Annotated in this window: 16 protein-coding genes; 12 read left to right on the top strand and 4 right to left on the bottom strand. The window is 73.4% G+C overall.

The window, feature by feature from the left end:
* Positions 1-62: 62 nt before the first annotated feature.
* Complete coding sequence (locus FIP57_RS06595; RefSeq protein WP_148572740.1) at positions 63-1,712, bottom strand: glycosyltransferase family 39 protein; 1,650 nt, start codon at positions 1,710-1,712, stop codon at positions 63-65.
* Here FIP57_RS06595 and FIP57_RS06590 point away from each other — a divergent pair.
* The 5 genes from FIP57_RS06590 (at position 1,705) to FIP57_RS06570 (ending at position 6,447) form a co-directional block, all read left to right on the top strand.
* Entirely contained in the window at positions 1,705-2,205 is a 501-nt protein-coding gene (locus tag FIP57_RS06590; protein ID WP_148572739.1) for a hemerythrin domain-containing protein, read from the top strand. The genes FIP57_RS06595 and FIP57_RS06590 overlap by 8 nt on opposite strands.
* A gap of 36 nt (positions 2,206-2,241) precedes the next feature.
* Complete coding sequence (locus FIP57_RS06585; protein ID WP_148572738.1) at positions 2,242-3,006, top strand: fructosamine kinase family protein; 765 nt, start codon at positions 2,242-2,244, stop codon at positions 3,004-3,006.
* A gap of 87 nt (positions 3,007-3,093) precedes the next feature.
* Positions 3,094-3,822: a hypothetical protein gene (locus FIP57_RS06580; RefSeq protein ID WP_148572737.1), complete on the top strand. Its 729-nt coding sequence runs from the start codon at positions 3,094-3,096 to the stop codon at positions 3,820-3,822.
* Complete coding sequence (locus FIP57_RS06575) at positions 3,819-5,798, top strand: sensor histidine kinase (protein WP_148572736.1); 1,980 nt, start codon at positions 3,819-3,821, stop codon at positions 5,796-5,798. Before FIP57_RS06580 ends, FIP57_RS06575 begins: the two co-directional genes overlap by 4 nt.
* Positions 5,791-6,447, top strand: coding sequence for a response regulator (locus tag FIP57_RS06570; RefSeq protein ID WP_238993330.1), 657 nt, complete (start codon positions 5,791-5,793; stop codon positions 6,445-6,447). Before FIP57_RS06575 ends, FIP57_RS06570 begins: the two co-directional genes overlap by 8 nt.
* A gap of 15 nt (positions 6,448-6,462) precedes the next feature.
* Here the strand turns inward: FIP57_RS06570 and FIP57_RS23590 are convergent, their stop codons facing one another.
* Positions 6,463-7,209 carry a MerR family transcriptional regulator gene (locus FIP57_RS23590; protein WP_238993329.1) on the bottom strand — a complete coding sequence of 249 codons (747 nt, stop codon included), beginning with the start codon at positions 7,207-7,209 and terminating at the stop codon, positions 6,463-6,465.
* Positions 7,210-7,315: 106 nt separating this feature from the next.
* On the opposite strand from FIP57_RS23590, the gene FIP57_RS06560 reads away from it, so the two are divergent.
* Both FIP57_RS06560 and FIP57_RS06555 read left to right on the top strand, forming a co-directional pair.
* Positions 7,316-8,356, top strand: coding sequence for an LLM class F420-dependent oxidoreductase (locus tag FIP57_RS06560; protein WP_148572735.1), 1,041 nt, complete (start codon positions 7,316-7,318; stop codon positions 8,354-8,356).
* A 1-nt stretch (position 8,357) separates the two neighbouring features.
* Positions 8,358-9,515, top strand: a complete 1,158-nt coding sequence (locus FIP57_RS06555) for an acyl-CoA dehydrogenase family protein (RefSeq protein ID WP_148572734.1) — start codon at positions 8,358-8,360, stop codon at positions 9,513-9,515.
* 67 nt (positions 9,516-9,582) lie between these two features.
* Here FIP57_RS06555 and FIP57_RS06550 read toward each other — a convergent pair whose 3' ends face one another.
* On the bottom strand, positions 9,583-10,179 hold the full coding sequence (locus tag FIP57_RS06550; protein ID WP_148572733.1) for a dihydrofolate reductase family protein: 597 nt from the start codon (positions 10,177-10,179) through the stop codon (positions 9,583-9,585).
* A 185-nt stretch (positions 10,180-10,364) separates the two neighbouring features.
* Between FIP57_RS06550 and FIP57_RS06545 the strand changes: the two genes are divergently transcribed.
* From FIP57_RS06545 to helR, 3 genes are all read left to right on the top strand, one after another.
* Positions 10,365-10,799: a hypothetical protein gene (locus FIP57_RS06545; protein WP_148572732.1), complete on the top strand. Its 435-nt coding sequence runs from the start codon at positions 10,365-10,367 to the stop codon at positions 10,797-10,799.
* Between the two features lie 76 nt (positions 10,800-10,875).
* Entirely contained in the window at positions 10,876-11,232 is a 357-nt protein-coding gene (locus FIP57_RS06540; RefSeq protein ID WP_148572731.1) for a VOC family protein, read from the top strand.
* Between the two features lie 211 nt (positions 11,233-11,443).
* The gene (gene helR / locus FIP57_RS06535; protein ID WP_148572730.1) at positions 11,444-13,588 is read left to right on the top strand and encodes an RNA polymerase recycling motor ATPase HelR; all 2,145 of its coding nucleotides are present in this window, start codon (positions 11,444-11,446) and stop codon (positions 13,586-13,588) included.
* Positions 13,589-13,601: 13 nt separating this feature from the next.
* Here helR and FIP57_RS06530 read toward each other — a convergent pair whose 3' ends face one another.
* The gene (locus FIP57_RS06530; protein WP_148572729.1) at positions 13,602-14,696 is read right to left on the bottom strand and encodes a hypothetical protein; all 1,095 of its coding nucleotides are present in this window, start codon (positions 14,694-14,696) and stop codon (positions 13,602-13,604) included.
* A 205-nt stretch (positions 14,697-14,901) separates the two neighbouring features.
* On the opposite strand from FIP57_RS06530, the gene FIP57_RS06525 reads away from it, so the two are divergent.
* Together FIP57_RS06525 and FIP57_RS06520 are read left to right on the top strand one after the other, a co-directional pair.
* Positions 14,902-15,342, top strand: a complete 441-nt coding sequence (locus tag FIP57_RS06525; protein ID WP_238993328.1) for an NUDIX domain-containing protein — start codon at positions 14,902-14,904, stop codon at positions 15,340-15,342.
* Positions 15,339-15,578, top strand: a complete 240-nt coding sequence (locus tag FIP57_RS06520; protein ID WP_148572727.1) for a hypothetical protein — start codon at positions 15,339-15,341, stop codon at positions 15,576-15,578. The genes FIP57_RS06525 and FIP57_RS06520 overlap by 4 nt, the downstream gene beginning before the upstream one ends.
* Positions 15,579-15,598 lie beyond the last annotated feature (20 nt).

The raw sequence follows: 15,598 nt of genomic DNA, 5'->3' as shown, positions 1-15,598 counted from the left end.
TGCGTGCTGGTGGTGCTGGTGGTTGTCCATACGCTGCAACATACCCCTGGGGGGTATCTGGGTCAAGGGGTCATCGGTCCGTCCACCACCTCCATCGGCGGCGCCCCTCCGGTGCCGGCCGAGAGAGCCGCCTCGCGCAGCGCCGCCAGCCGCTCCTCGCCGAGAGACCTGCGCGCCAGCCAGAACCAGTCGGGGGCGCTGCCCACGTAGGCGTAGTCGGGCGCGAGCAGCCGCCACCACCGGCGCGACACCGGGTCGCCGAGGACCACCAGGTCGGCCTCCTCCTCGACGACCCCGTCGAGGAACGCGGTCAGACCGCCCGGCCACGTGTCGTCGAGGTAGTCGGTCAGTCCGCCGCCGAACATCTGGTGGCGGGTCGGGTTGGTCCGGCCCGTCAGCACCAGCGGCTGCGGCGCCTCCACGGAGAGGACGGTCGCGTCGGGGAGGACGTCGAAGACCGCCTCCGTCGAGGCCCTCTGCACGACCAGCTCGTCGCTGCGCGTGCCGACCGAGAAGTCCACCGCGACCCCCGTCGCCGCGACGGACAGGGCCAGCGCGACCGGGAGGACCGTCGGGCGGGGGAGGAACCGCGCGACCACGTCGAACAGCGCCCCGACCCCGACCGCGGCGAGCGGCAGCACGGGGAAGAGGTCGGGCCACCCGTCGTACTCGTGGACGTTCCAGGCGAGCGACGTCCCGGCCGTGACCGCCAGGACCGCGAGCACCGGCAGGGCGGGGTGCCGTCGCCGGAGCGGCCGGACGAGCACCGCGAGCGGCGCCAGGCCGAGCGTCGCGAGCCCCGCGATCCCGATCCAGAGCGAGGTGCCGTAGGCCTCGCGCAGCAGCTCCCACTCCTCGTCGAGCCGCGGCATCAGCGGGTCGGGCGTGGTGTAGCGGGCGTTGATGCCCACGAACGCCTCGACCGCCTCGTGGAGGGACCCGGTGGCCGCGGCGTACGCAAGGTAGAGCGCGACCGGCGTGGCACCGCCGGCGACGACCATCGCGACGGCGCGGGCCCTCCCCCTGCGCGCCAGCAGCAGTGCCGCGAGCCCCACCGCGACCACCGCGACGAAGAACGCCGTCTGAAGGCAGAGCGTCGCGAGGCTCGCGAAGACCCCGGCCGTGAACCAGCGCTGCCGAGTGAGGGCGAGGAGCGCGCAGACGATGAAGAGGACCATCGGCGTCTTCTCGCGGGGACCGTTGGAGGCGTACTCGACGAAGCCGTAGAAGCTCAGCATGGCGGCGGCCGCGACCAGTCCGGCCGCCCTCGAGCCGAGGAGCTCACGCCCCAGGACGTACGTCGCGCAGACCGCGGCCACCGCGAAGCCGAGGAACAGCAGCCGCATCGTCGCGAGCTGGTCGAAGCCGCCGAGCTCGGCGAGCAGCGACCCGACGCCGGGGAGGAGGTGCGCCAGCGGCCCCGCCCGGTTGAGGATCCCGACATACGGCGGGACGCCGTCCGCGACCTCCTGGCCGGCGTAGCTGTAGACGGCGAGGTCACGGCTGAGCAGCCCGTCGCGGCCGTGGAGCAGGTAGACCACGAGGGCGACGAGACCGACGACCGGCACGAGCAGGTCGCGGCGGGTGGTGAGCGCCCACCGCCACCTCGGCGCGCCCTCGGAGGCGCGCTCGACGCCGTCGTCGTGTTGCTCGGGGAGCTGCCGGGTAAAGACCGCCACGTCGTCACGTACCCGGAGGAGTGCCATGTCCAACGACGCCATCGTCCTGCTGAGGAACGACCACAAGGAGATCCTCAAGACGTTCAAGGAGTTCGAGAAGGCGGGGGAGAACGCCACCAAGCGCAAGGGCGAGCTCGTCGACCGGATGATCGAGCTCCTGACCGTGCACACCTACATCGAGAACGAGGTGATGTACCCACGGGTCCGCGAGCTGCTCCCCGAGCTCGAGGACGACGTGCTGGAGTCCTACGAGGAGCACCACGTCGCCGACGTCCTGGTCGTCGAGCTCGCCGCGATGAAGCCCGACGCGGAGCGGTTCGACGCGAAGACCACCGTCCTCATCGAGAACGTCCGCCACCACATCGAGGAGGAGGAGCAGGAGTGGTTCCCGAAGGTCCGCGAGGGGCTCGGGCGGAAGACCCTGCAGGAGATCGGCGAGGCGATGGAGGAGGCGCGGAAGAAGGCGCCGAAGCGGCCGAGCCAGCCGAGCGCGCTGAAGAAGACCATCGACGCGGTGATCTCCTGACGCACGCGGGTCGCGTTCCGGTGGCATCGTGACGTCGTGACCGAGGTCTTCCGCAAGGGCGGCGCGGCGCCGGCCGGCTACTTCGCCTGGGAGGCGGCAGGGCTTCGCTGGCTCGTGGTGCCGGACGGAGCGCCGGTGGTCCGCGTCCTGGACGAGGGTGACGACCACCTGCTCCTCGAGCGGCTCCGCCCTGCCACGCCGACGGAGCCGGCTGCCGGGTCGTTCGGGGCCGCGCTCGCCCGGACGCACGACACGGGCGCTCCGGCGTACGGCAGCGGACCGGAGGGGTGGCAGGGCGACGGCTTCTTCGGGCCGGCCGCGGAGCCGCTGCCGATGGTGCTCGGCACGTGGGAGCGGTGGGGCGCGTTCTACGCCGAGGCGCGCGTCGCGCCGGTGGTGCGGCTGGCCCGCGACCGCGGCGCGTACGACGAGGGGGAGACGCGTGTCTTCGACCGGGCCTGCACGCGGCTGGCCGACGGGGTGTTCGACACCGACGACGCACCGGCGAGGCTGCACGGCGACCTCTGGTCCGGCAACGTCATGTGGACACCCGGCGGGGCGGTGCTGATCGACCCGGCGGCGCACGGAGGTCACCGGGAGAGCGACCTCGCGCAGCTGGCGCTGTTCGGCGCGCCGCACCTCGCGGCCGTGATCGCCGGCTACGAGGAGGTCCACCCGCTCGCCGACCGCTGGCGGGAACGGGTACCGGTCCACCAGCTCCACATCCTGCTGGTCCACGCCGTCCTCTTCGGCGGCGGTTACGCCGGCCAGGCGCTCGAGGCGGCCCGGTCGGCCGGCTGAGCACCGGGAGCTCGATTGGTGCACCTGCACCATGCGCCGCCGGCCCTCCCGCCACCACGATCGGGGCACCGACCAGGAGGTGCACCGATGACCACGACGCTCGAGAGCCGGCCGACCAGGAGCCGCACCCGCGCCCCGCTGCAGACCGTCGCGGGCGCGGCCCTCGTCCTCGCGGCGCTCACCAACGGGGTGCCGCAGGCGGTGACCCACCTGGTGACCGGCGACCTCGGCGGCTTCTCCGAGCAGATCCGGTGGAGCACCGAGAGTGCCGCGAACGGCGACCTCCACCGGGCCGAGCAGCTGACCCTGCTGGTGAGCAGCCTGTTCATGCCGGTCGGGCTGCTCGGGCTCGCCTGGGTCGCCCACCACACGCGACGGCGGCTCGCGGGGGTGGCCGCCGTCCTCGTCGTCCTCGGCATGTGGGGGTTCCACAACGTGCTCGCCCTCGGCTACACCGTGGGCACGGTGGCGCCCCCGGTGGTGGGGACCGACGGCGCCGTCGCCCTCAACGACGCGCTCGTCGACGACCCGGGCGTGATGGCGACGGCGTTGTACCCGCACCTGCTCTGCTCGTTCCTGGGGCTGGTGCTGCTGGCGGTCGCCTGCTGGCGCAGCGGCGCGTTCCCGAGGACGCCGCTGGTGCTGATGGTGCTCTTCCTGGTGTGGGACTTCGGGTTCCCGCCGGTCGGGCCGCTCGAGCCGCACCTGGTGCTGGTCGTGGCCTGGTGCTGGCTGGGGGTCCACCTGCTCCGGCTGCCGCGCGAGACGTGGGAAGGGGGTGCGGGGAGGGGCCGCGCGGCGATACTGGACGCGTGACGCCCGAGGGGGTGAACGCCAGGTCGGCACCCGTGCCGGCCTGGTCGTTCGCGTGCCTCGCCGCGCTGCTGGCCACCGCGTCGCTCCTCGTCGGCGGACCGGAGCCCGCAGGATGGAAGCTGGTGGTCCTGCCGCTCTGCTTCGCCCTCCCGGGCGCGCTCATCGCGGCCGGCCGCCCCGACGTCGCGGTCGGCTGGCTCCTGCTCGCCGTGGCCGTGCTGCTGGGCGGCTCCGCGTTCGCCGGTGCGTGGACGGGGACGCCGTCCCGCGTGGGCGTGGAGTGGGCGGCCTGGTGGACGGACCGATTCTCCGCGTTCGCCGTACCCCTGCTCCTGCTCGCGGTGCTGCTCCTGCCCGACGGCCGGCTCCCGGGGCGTGGATGGGCGCCCGTCGCGGCCGCCGCGGTGGGCGCGCAGGGCGCCCTGGTCGCGGTCTACTGCCTCGCCGCGACCACCGCCGGCGCCCCCGACTCGGAGCTGCCGGCCACGGTGGCCGACCTCCCCAACCCGGTCGGCGTGCTCCCGGCGTCGGTCGAGGAGCTCGCGGTGTCGATGGAGCCCGTGGTGCTGGGGCTGCCCCTGCTGGTGCCGCTGGTCGCCTTCGTCGTGCGCGTCCGGCGGGGGGCGGGGGAGGAGCGCACCCGCCTGGTCGAGCTCCTGCTCGCCGCCGGCGTGTTCGTGCTGCTCGCGCTCCTCGGCCACGCGTTCTGGCCCTCCGGCGCGGACCTCCTCGACGTCGTCGGCGCCGCGGTGCTGGGCATCGGTGTCACGACCGCGGTCCTGCGCGGCCGGCTGCCCGGGCTGGAGGTGGTTCTCCACCACTCCGTCGTCCACGCCGTGCTCACGGTCGTCGTCGCGGTCGGCTACGTCGCGGCCGTCGGAGCCCTGTCCACGCTGGATGTCGACCTCCCGCCGCTGGGGCAGGGGCTGGTCACCGCGGTGGTCGCGCTCGCCGTGCTGCCCGTGCGCGGGCGGCTGCAGCGCGCGCTGCAGGAGGTCCTCTACGGCGACCGGGCCGACCCCTACGCCGCCGTGCGCCGGCTCGACGACCGCCTGGAGTCGGCGACCTCGCTCGACGAGGCGTTGCGCGGCATCGCCACCTCCGTCGCCACCGCGCTGCGGGCCCCCCACGTCGCCGCCGTGGTGGACGGGGAACGGGCGGTGCACGGCTCGCTGTCGGCACACACCACGGAGCTGCTCCGCACCACCGACTGCGGCGACGGGCGGCACCTCGCCGTCACCGTCGGGTGGCCCCGAGGGCGCCGGCTCACCGCCGAGGACGACGCGCTGCTCGACGGTCTCGTCCGCCAGGGCGGGCGCACGGTGACGGCGCTGCTGCTGGCGGCCGCCCTGATCGAGAGCCGGCATGCCCTGGTCGCCGCCCGCGAGCAGGAGCGAGCCCGGCTGCGCCGGGATCTTCACGACGAGCTCGGCCCGACGCTCGCCGGCCTGGTCATGCAGCTCGCCGGGCTGCGGGAGCTGCTCGAGGAGAGCCCCGAGGTGGCGGCGGAGCGGGTCCCGCTGCTCGAGGACGCCGCGCGCACCGCGCTGGAGGACGTACGCCGGGTCAGCCGCTCGCTCCGCCCGCCGGCACTGGACGAGCTCGGACTGACCGGGGCGCTGCTCGACCACGCCTCCCGGCTCGGTGTACCGACCACGGCGGAGGGCCCGCCGCTGCCCGTGCTGCCCCCGGCCGTCGAGGTCGCGGCCTACCGGATCGGCGCCGAGGCCCTCACCAACGCGGCCCGCCACGCGGGGGCCAGGTCCGCCGTGGTGCGGCTGGGGCTGGCCGGCGGCAGCCTCGACCTGAGCGTGCGGGACGACGGCCGCGGGTGGAGCGGCGACCGCGTCGGCGTGGGCGTCGTCGCGATGCGGGAGCGGGCCGCCGAGCTCGGGGGCCGGCTCGTCATCTCCGGCGGACCGGGGGCCGGGACGACGGTGCAGGCCCTGCTGCCGTTGGGAGGCGGGCGTGGCTGAGCCGGCTCCCGGGCCACGGGTGCTGCTCGTCGACGACCACCCGATGTTCCGCGAGGGCGTGCGGTTCACGCTGACCCGCGCCGGGGTGCCGGTGGTGGGGGAGGCCGAGGACGGCGAGGCCGCGGTGGAGCTGGCCCGCCGCCTCGACCCCGACGTGGTGGTGATGGACCTGGCGATGCCCGGCGCGGGCGGGCTCGCCGCCACCCGTGCGCTGGTCGCGGAGGGCACCCGCGCCCGGATCCTGGTGCTGACGATGAGCGGCGAGGACACCGCGGTGCTGGCCGCCGTGCGGGCCGGGGCGCACGGCTACCTGGTCAAGGGGGTCGGGCCGGACGAGGTCGTGGCCGCGGTGCGCGCGGTCGCGGCCGGCCACGCCGTCTTCGGCCCCGAGCTGGCGGGCCGGGTGCTCGAGCTGATCGCGGCGCCCGGATCCTCCTCGCCGCCGGCCCCGTGGCCGCCGGAGCTCTCCGAGCGCGAGCGCGAGGTGCTCGAGCTCGTCGCGCAGGGGCTCTCCAACCAGCGCATCGCCGAGCGGCTCTTCATCTCGCCGATCACCGTGCGCAACCACGTGTCGCACATCCTCACCAAGCTCCAGCTCAGCGACCGGCGCGAGGTGATGCTGCGCTACGCCGCCCGGCGGGACCCGTGAGCGCGGACGTCCCGCTCAGGCGCCGCGCTCCTCGTCGTGGTGGGTCGGCACCGAGCGGGCCACGAGCTGGTTCGCCGCCCATTGGAAGGTCGACACGATCGCGTCGAGGGCGAGCGTCCGGAGCCCGGTGACGGTCCGCTCCAGCCGGTCGGCCGCCTCGGTCGAGAGCTCCTGCCCCTGGTAGCGGGAGACCACGCTGCGCCGCAGGATGTCGTCGAGCTCGTCGGCGAGCGCAGACATGTGCCGGCGCACCGCGGCGTTGGCGTCCACGATCGCGTCGATCGGCACGTCGAGGTCGAGGACCTCCACGGCGTGGTCGACGACCGGGAGCACCTGGAGGTCACCGGTCGAGGTCCGGCGTACGGCACCGGCCTGGGTGAGCCACTCGAGGTCGCGGTCGCCGAGCCGGCGACCGACGCGGGCGTCGAGCTCCTCGCGGGTCATCCGCTGCCACTGGCTGGGTTTCCACGCGGTCAGCAGGATCCGCTGCACCGCCAGCTCCTCGGGGGAGGAGGTGAGCGGCACCCCCGCGAGGTAGCGCTCGATCGCGGCCAGCGTGAACCCGTGGTCCTGGAGGGCGCGGACCAGCTGCAGCCGCGCGAGGTGCTCCGGGCCGTAGTAGGCCACGCGACCCCGCCGCTCCGGCGCCGGGAGCAGCCCGAGGCTCGCGTAGTAGCGGGTGGTCCGGACCGTCATCCCGGCCGTCATCGCCAGCTCGTCGATGGTGAGGCGCGGCTCGCCGCCGTCGTTCCCGGCGTTCACGCCCACCTCCTCGTCACGCCCCGGTCAGGTGGGACGCTCGTCACGCTTGTTCTCTGACAGTACCGCTGTCACAGTACGGATGTCGCCTTCGCAACCCAGGACGGTCATGAAGCTCTCCACCCCTCTCCAGTACGACGGCAACCCGCGCAACGCGGCGGACGAGGTCGCCCGCCTCGAGAAGGCCGGGCTCGACACGATCTGGGTCGCCGAGGCCTACGGCTTCGACTCTCCGACGCTGATGGGCTACCTGGCCGCCAAGACCGAGACCGTCGAGATCGGCTCGGCGATCCTCAACATCTACTCGCGGACGCCGGCGCTGCTCGCCCAGACCGCGGCCGGGCTCGACAACGTCTCCGGCGGCCGCGCGATCCTCGGGCTCGGCGCCTCCGGCCCGCAGGTCGTCGAGGGGTGGCACGGCCTCCCCTACAGCAAGCCGCTGGGCCGGACCCGCGAGGTCGTCGACATCGTCCGCCGGGCGCTGCGCCGCGAGCGGCTCACCAACGACGGGATCTTCAAGCTCCCGCTGCCCGAGGGGGAGGGCACCGGGCTCGGCAAGCCGCTGAAGATGCTCACCACCCCCGAGCGCGACACCGTGCCGATCTGGATCGCCTCGCTCGGCCGCAAGAACGTCGAGGCCACCGCGGAGTACGCCGACGGCTGGCTCCCGCACCTCTACGCCCCCGAGCTCGCCTCGAAGGTCTGGGGCGAGTCGCTCGCCGCCGGCGCCGCGAAGCGTCCCGCCGAGCTCGGCCCGCTCCAGGTCGCCGCCGGCGGCATGGTCGCGATCGGCGAGGACGTCAAGGGGTTCCTGGACTTCGCCCGCCCGCTGTTCGCGCTCTACATCGGCGGCATGGGCGCGCGCGGCAAGAACTTCTACAACGACGTCGTGCGGCAGTACGGCTACGAGGAGGAGGCGGTCCGGATCCAGGACCTCTACCTCGACGGCAAGAAGGACGAGGCCGCGGCCGCCGTACCGCTGGAGCTGCTGGAGATGTGCAACCTCGTCGGCCCCGCGTCGTACGTCAAGGAGCGGATGGCCGCCTTCGAGGAGTCCGGCGTGACCCACCTCAACGTCGTCCCCGTGCCCACCAAGGAGGGCGAGGACGCCGCCTCTGTCGTCGCCCAGCTCAAGGAATGGAGCTCCTGACATGCCCACCGCTGCCTTCCCCCGCGACATCTTCGAGCCCGAGCACGAGGACTTCCGGAAGACGGTCCGGACCTTCTTCGAGAAGGAGGTCGTCCCGCACCACGACCAGTGGGAGAAGGACGGCATCGTGCCGCGCGAGCTGTGGCTGAAGGCCGGTGAGGCCGGGCTCCTCTGCTTCGACGTCCCCGAGGAGTACGGCGGCCCGGGCATCGACGACTTCCGGTTCAACCAGATCCTGGCCGAGGAGCAGACCCGGGCCGGGACGGCGGGGCCCGGCTTCCCGGTCCACACCGACATCATCGTCCCCTACATCACCCAGCTCGGGACCGAGGAGCAGAAGCGGCGCTGGCTCCCCGGCTGCGTCTCCGGCGAGATCATCACCTCGATCGCGATGACCGAGCCCGGCGCCGGCAGCGACCTGCAAGGGGTCCGCACGACCGCGGTCGACAAGGGCGACCACTACGTGCTGAACGGCTCCAAGACCTTCATCAGCAACGGGATCCTCTCCGACCTCGTCATCGTCGTCGCGAAGACCGACCCCGAGGCCGGCCACAAGGGGATCAGCCTGTTCGTCGTCGAGCGTGGGATGGCCGGCTTCGAGCGGGGCCGCAACCTCGACAAGGTCGGGCTGCACGCGCAGGACACCGCCGAGCTGTTCTTCGACAACGTCCAGGTGCCGAAGGAGAACCTCCTCGGCGAGGAGGGGCAGGGGTTCATCTACCTGATGATGAACCTCCCGCAGGAGCGGCTCGCGATCGCGATGCAGGGCGCCGCGGCGTGCATGGGGCTGGTCGAGATGTGCCTGCAGTACGCCACCGAGCGGCAGGCCTTCGGCCGCCCCATCGGCAAGTTCCAGCACAACCGGTTCCTCGTCGCCGAGATGGCGACCGAGGCGCGCATCGCGCAGGTCTTCGTCGACGACTGCATCAAGAAGCACCTCGCCGGCCAGTGCGACTCGACGCTCGCCTCGATGGCGAAGTGGTGGGTGACCGAGCTGCAGAACAAGCTGGCGGGCAAGGCGGTCCAGCTCCACGGCGGCTACGGCTACATGATGGAGTACCCGGTCGCGAAGGCGTTCCTGGACAGCCGGATCAGCACGATCTACGGCGGCACGACCGAGGTCCAGAAAGAGATCATCGGGCGTTCGCTCGGCCTCTGAGGATCTCGGCGTCAGCTCCGGGAGGTCTGGCTCACGCCGTCGAGCTCCGGGCCGCGGTCCTGGGTGCTCATGCCGGTCCTCCGTGCAGTGTCGGTCGGTAGACGAGCTCGAGGGTGCGCCCGTCGAGCACGGTGGTCGAGAGCAGCTCGAGGTCGAAGTCGGCGGCCCGCTCGAAGATCGGCCGCTCGCCGGTGCGTCCGGAGACGACCGGGAAGACGGTGACCTGCACGCGGTCGACGAGCCCGGCGGCCATCAGCGACCGGTTGAGCGAGATGCTGCCGTGCGAGCGCAGCGGCACGGGGGACTCGTCCTTCAGCCGGGCGACGGTCTCCACCGCGTCGCCCTTCTCGAGCGTCGCGTCCGGCCAGTCGAGGGGGGTGTCGAGCGTCGACGAGATCACGGTGGTCGGCAGCGCCCGGGCCGCCGCGTTGACGGGGTCGATCTCGCCGGCCAGCTCACCGGACTCGGGGCCGTACCACCGCGAGAACTCTCGGAACGTCGCTCCACCGAGCACCATCCGCTGGTCCTCACTCACCTGGGCGAGGCGGTGCTCGAGGAGCTCCGGACCGTGCTTGCCCCAGTACCCACCCCAGTCGCCGCCCGGCCCGTAGGAGCCGTAACCGTCCAGGGTCATGAAGATGTCGAAGGTGTAGCTGGCGCTCACGGGTTCCCCTCGCGTCGGTCGGTCACTGGTTCTGCAGACGTACGCCGGCGCCGGGACTCATCGGTCGCGAAGCGGCGTCCAGGAGAGGCCGACGTCCTGAACCGGGCGGGACGAGCGTCGCGTCCCAGGTAAAGACCATGCAACCGGTCTGGAACCGCACGTACCGTGCCAGCGAGACTGCGCAGATGGGGACGACACGGGTCACGGAGGAGGAGCGGCTCATCCGCTACCGCCGGCTGCGCACGGCCGTGCAGCTCAACGCCGGGCCCGAGGCGCCCGGCCGGCTGCGCGAGCTCGAGCGGCGGCTCCGCGACGAGCTGCTGGCGACCCGGCTCTTCGTCGACCTCGAGGCCGGCCACACCGACGACCCGGACCGGCTGGTCATCGCGCTCGGCCAGTTCGGCCCCGGGCTCGACGAGCGGGACGTCGCGCGGTGCCTGGCCTGGCTGTGGCAGGAGAAGCTCCGTTACTCGCTGTGGGAGGCGCACGCGATCCTCGTCGACCAGGACCACGTGGAGCTCCAGGGAGCGACCCGCGGCGACAGCCACGGCCCCTACGTCACGATGCACGTCGTCGTCCGGCGCGCGCGGGTCCCGCTCCAGCGCGCGCCGCTCAACTGACCCCGTTCTCCCCACCCGGATCCGCGGCTGCGCGAAGGCGGTGGATCGGCGGTGGAGCGCGGCGTACTGTCCCGCCATGGCCATCGCCCGCTATCCCACCACCGTCCTCGACTGCCCTGACCCGGCTCCGCTCGCGGAGTTCTACGCGGCGCTGCTCGACTGGAAGGTCGAGCCCGGCGACGACTGGATCGACGTCAAGTCCGAGCAGGGGCAGTGCCTGTCGTTCCAGAAGGTCGACGACTATCGCGCGCCCGAGTGGCCGGGGCAGCAGGTGCCGCAGCAGATGCACCTCGACGTCGTCGTCGACGACCTCGACACCGCCGAGGCGGCCGTGGTCGAGCTGGGAGCGACCAAGCACGAGCACCAGCCGGGCACGACCTTCCGGGTCTTCCTCGACCCGGCGGGGCACCCGTTCTGCCTCTGCCTGAGCTGAGCAGCGCGAGGGTTCAGGTCAGCACGACAAGAAGTGGCAGGGGAGCCCTCGTCGACGGGGTGAGCCGGGTTCGTCGCGGCGGAAGACGAACGGAGAGGGCGATGCCCTCTCCGTTCTCAACGTATAGCGCACCCCGGGGCTTGCGGCAAGACCCCCGTCGTGGCTCAGACTCTCCGGGCTACCCACGTCGTCGTGCGATCGGAGCCCCTCGTTGAACCCCGCGTGCACCAGCGTCTTCGCCCTCCCGGACCACCTGACCGCCAAGGCCGACCCGGCGCTCGTCGCGCACGACGAGCGCCAGTTCGAGCGGATCGCCGAGACCCTGGGGCGGACGACCGCCGAGCTCACCGAGCGGCTCGTCGAGGCGCGCCGCGCTCCGGGCGGCTCCGGTCAGCAGGCACTGGACCGGGACCTGGAGGTGCACCGGCTCAGTGCCCGGCTGCGCACGCTCCGCCGCTTCGAGCTCGACCTGTGCCTGGGGCGGATGGTGCCCGCCGACGGCGACCCGGTGTACGTCGGGCGTCTCGGCCTGAAGGACGGCGACGGCACTCCGCTCCTGGTCGACTGGCGTTCGCCGGCCGCCGAGCCGTTCTTCGGTGCCACGCACGGGAACCCGATGGGGCTGGCGAGCCGGCGTCGCTACAGGTGGACGGCGGGCCGGATCACCGACTACTGGGACGAGGTGTTCGCCGAGGACGGGGTCGACCACGGCGCCGCCCTCGACGACCAGTCCGCCTTCATCGCCAGCCTGGGCGCCAGCCGGTCGCCGCGGATGCGGGACGTGCTGGCCACCATCCAGGCCGACCAGGACGCGATCATCCGTGCCGGTTCACGCGGAGCGCTCGTGGTCGACGGCGGCCCGGGCACCGGCAAGACCGTGGTGGCTCTGCACCGCGCGGCGTACCTCCTCTACTCGGACCCGCGGCTCGGCCACCGGCGCGGCGGCGTGCTGTTCGTCGGCCCGCACCAGCCCTACCTCGCCTACGTCGGGGACGTCCTGCCGAGCCTGGGGGAGGAGGGGGTGCAGCCTTGCACGCTCCGGGACCTGGTGCCGGAGGGGCGCGAGGCTGTTGAGGAGCCCGATCCGCGAGTTGCCCGGCTGAAGGCGTCCGCGGCGATGGTCGCGGCGATCGAGCCGGCCGTCGCGCTCTACGAGGAGCCTCCGACGGAAGGGATGGTCGTCGAGACGCTGTGGGGCGACGTCTGGCTCAGCCCCTCCGACTGGGCGGAGGCGTTCGCGGCGCCGGAGCCCGGCACACCCCACAACGAGGCCCGCGACCAGGTGTGGGACGCGCTGCTCGACATCCTCGTGGACAAGCACGACGACGAGGGGCCCCCGGAGCAGGTCCGTGCCGCCTTGGGCCGCAACCGCGAGCTGTTCACTGCCCTCACCAGGGCCTGGCCGATGCTCGAGGCGACCGACGTCGTCGGCGACCTGTGGTCGGTGCCGGCGTACCTGCGGCGGTGCGCCCCGTGGCTGGCCCCCGACGAGGTGCGGCTGCTGCAGAGGGACGAGCCCTCGGCGTGGACGTTCTCCGACCTGCCGCTGCTGGACGCGGCGCGGTTGCGGCTCGGGGACCCGGAGGTGCCGCGACGCAGGCGGCGGCACGAGGCAGCTCTCGCCGCGCAGCAGGAGGAGATGAGCCGGGTCGTCGACCACCTGGTCGCGGCCGACGACTCGGAGATGCAGGTGATGTCGATGCTGCGGGTCGAGGACCTGCGTGGGGCGCTGGTGGACGACTCCGCGGTGCCCGCGGCGGCTCCCGACCGGCTCGCCGGCCCGTTCGCGCACGTCGTCGTCGACGAGGCGCAGGAGCTGACCGATGCCGAGTGGCAGATGCTCCTGGCGCGCTGCCCGTCGAGGAGCTTCACCGTCGTGGGAGACCGTGCCCAGGCCCGCCACGGGTTCACCGAGTCCTGGGAGGAGCGGCTCCGACGGGTCGGGCTGGAGCGGGTCGCGCTGGCGTCGTTGAGCATCAACTACCGGACGCCGGCCGAGGTGATGGCCGAGGCGGAACCGGTGATCCGAGCGGAGCTGCCGGACGCCAACGTGCCCCGGTCGGTCCGGACCGGTGGTCTCCCCGTCGAGCACGGCTCCGCCGCCGACCTCGACGCGGTGCTCGAGCGGTGGCTGGCCACGCACCCCGAGGGGACGGCGTGCGTCATCGGCGCTCCGGTCCGCCCAGCCACCCCGCGCGTCAGGGCGTTGACCCCGGTGCTGGCCAAGGGGCTGGAGTTCGACCTGGTGGTGCTCGTCGACCCCCAGCAGCTCGGGGAGGGCATCGAAGGGGCCGTCGACAGGTACGTCGCCATGACGCGGGCCACCCAGCAGCTGGTCGTCCTGACGAGCGGGTGAGGAAGCCATCGCGCTACGGCCAGGTGCCCTGCCCGGGTTGGGGGAACGAGTCGCGCCGCAGCGCCAGGACGAGCCGGCGTCGGGGATACTCCGTGACCGTCCACAGCTCGTCCTCGGCCGGGCGGTAGCAGAGGTCCTCCGGCCCCGGAGGCAGCACTTTCTCGCGCTGCTGCAGCGCACCGGGGGTGCCGACCCAGATGCTGCCCCGCCCGCGGCGGCCGTTGCTGGTGGTGACGTGGAGGACGCCGTCGACGGCGGCCACGCCCTGCATCCTCGGCACGCCCCCGTCCGCGAGGTACGACGGCACCGCCACCCCGTCCTCGTCGGTGGCGACCTGCCCGTCGTCCGCGAGCCCGTACGTCGCCAGGCGGGTCGTGGCTCCGTCGCGGCCGTACTCGCCGACCCACAGTTGCGGGGTCTTTTCGTGTGAGACCGACAAGAAGGAGTACCTGAAGGGCGTCGACCCCTCAGCCGTCCCGGCCTTCAGCAGCCGCCGGGCCGGGAGGACGAACCGGTGGGCGTACGCGGCCACCCCGCCGTCGGGCAGCACCCCGAGCTCGTGCGGGTGGTCGGTCCGGGCCGCCGCCACGACGTCGTCGAGGTCGAAGGTGTAGAGGCCCCGTGCCGTCGACCCGACGTGCAGCTGGTTGCCGCGCCACGCGATGCCGCCGGCGTGCGACCGGACCGGCCGGACCTCGAGCCTGCCGGCGTCGTCGACCTCCGGACACACCAGCAGCACGTGCGCGTACGTCGGGCCGGGGCCGGAGTCGAGGTCCACGACGGTGATCCTCGAACCCATCGCGACGTCGCCGACCTCCTTGGCGTAGGACGTCGTGACCAGCAGGGGTCTCCCCTCCGGCAGCCCTGAGTCGGCGGAGCTCGTGACGCCCTGGGGCCACCAGTGGCTGCGCTGGTCCTCGCGGTCCCAGGCGAAGCCACGGCGGGCGGTGGTGCCCCGGGTGTCGACGGGCGTGGCCCTCCGGGTGAGCGCCCCGAGGACGCCGGCGAGTCCGACGCGGCCGCCCGCGGCCTCGGCGAGCAGACCGTTCTCGCGGGTCCGGGCACGGCCGGCGGTGAGCCGGATCGGTGCGGTGTCTGGCGCGGCCACGGGCCGAGTCTGCCCGATGCCGCCGGAGCCTCGGGGCGGCGTGGTGCGAGACTGTCCGACCAACGGCGGGACTGGTCGTCAGCCCGCGTCCCGGCGCCTCCGTGCTGCCGGCGAGTCGAGGGTCTGCCAGCTGAGAAGGGGCTGCCGAGGTGTCGAGAACGGGCCGCGGACGCCCTTGTCGAGGAGCTCCACAGGGAATGGCGTGGTGAACGCGAGTAGTCGAGCCGCCCGGGTGGTGGCGGTCGCCGTGCTGGACCAGCTCCCCGACGGTCCGCGACTCCTGGCCGCCCGGCGCACCCGCCCCGCCTCCGCTGCCGGTCGCTGGGAGCTGCCCGGCGGCAAGGCGCACGCAGGCGAGTCCCTCGAGGAGGCCGCGGTCCGCGAGCTCCGGGAGGAGCTCGGGTGCACCGTGCGGGCGCCCGGGCGGCTGCCCGGCGTCGCGGGGCTCGGCGACGGGCTCACCCTGGAGGTCGTCACCGCCGAGGTCGTGGAGGGCGAGCCGCTGCCGACCGAGCACGACGCGCTCCGCCGGCTGCGTGCCGACGAGCTCGACGCCGTCGAGTGGCTCGACGCGGACCGGGTGTTCCTCCCCGGCCTCCGGGCGCTGCTCCGCGCCGACGACCCGGATGCGACAGTGGCGCCGTGACCGGACCGACGAACTTCCTCGCGGTGTTCTTCGAGCGCGACGACGCCGAGGCCGCCGCCGGCCGGCTCCGCGCGGACGGGTTCACCGCCGAGGTGGTCAGAGAGCGGCTCGTCAACGAGGACGACGACGAGGACCACCCCTGGGCGGTGGTCACCGACGCGCCGGAGATCGTGGTCGAGGTGCTCGTGGAGAAGTACGACGGGTGGCTGGACGTCTTCGGGCCGCCGACCGGCTGACCCGTCGGTGCCCGTCCCTA

The organism is Nocardioides caldifontis, from assembly GCF_008087345.1.
In the GTDB taxonomy this organism is placed as follows: Bacteria; Actinomycetota; Actinomycetes; order Propionibacteriales; family Nocardioidaceae; genus Marmoricola_A; species Marmoricola_A caldifontis.
Note: the sequence above shows the minus strand (reverse complement) of the source record. Positions and strands in the feature narration are given on the sequence as shown.

Coding starts and splice junctions, on each gene's coding strand:
- FIP57_RS06590 (WP_148572739.1), top strand. CDS start 1,705: ATGTCCAACGACGCCATCGTCCTGCTGAGGAACGACCACAAGGAGATC.
- FIP57_RS06580 (WP_148572737.1), top strand. CDS start 3,094: ATGACCACGACGCTCGAGAGCCGGCCGACCAGGAGCCGCACCCGCGCC.
- FIP57_RS06560 (WP_148572735.1), top strand. CDS start 7,316: ATGAAGCTCTCCACCCCTCTCCAGTACGACGGCAACCCGCGCAACGCG.
- FIP57_RS06555 (WP_148572734.1), top strand. CDS start 8,358: ATGCCCACCGCTGCCTTCCCCCGCGACATCTTCGAGCCCGAGCACGAG.
- FIP57_RS06545 (WP_148572732.1), top strand. CDS start 10,365: ATGGGGACGACACGGGTCACGGAGGAGGAGCGGCTCATCCGCTACCGC.
- FIP57_RS06540 (WP_148572731.1), top strand. CDS start 10,876: ATGGCCATCGCCCGCTATCCCACCACCGTCCTCGACTGCCCTGACCCG.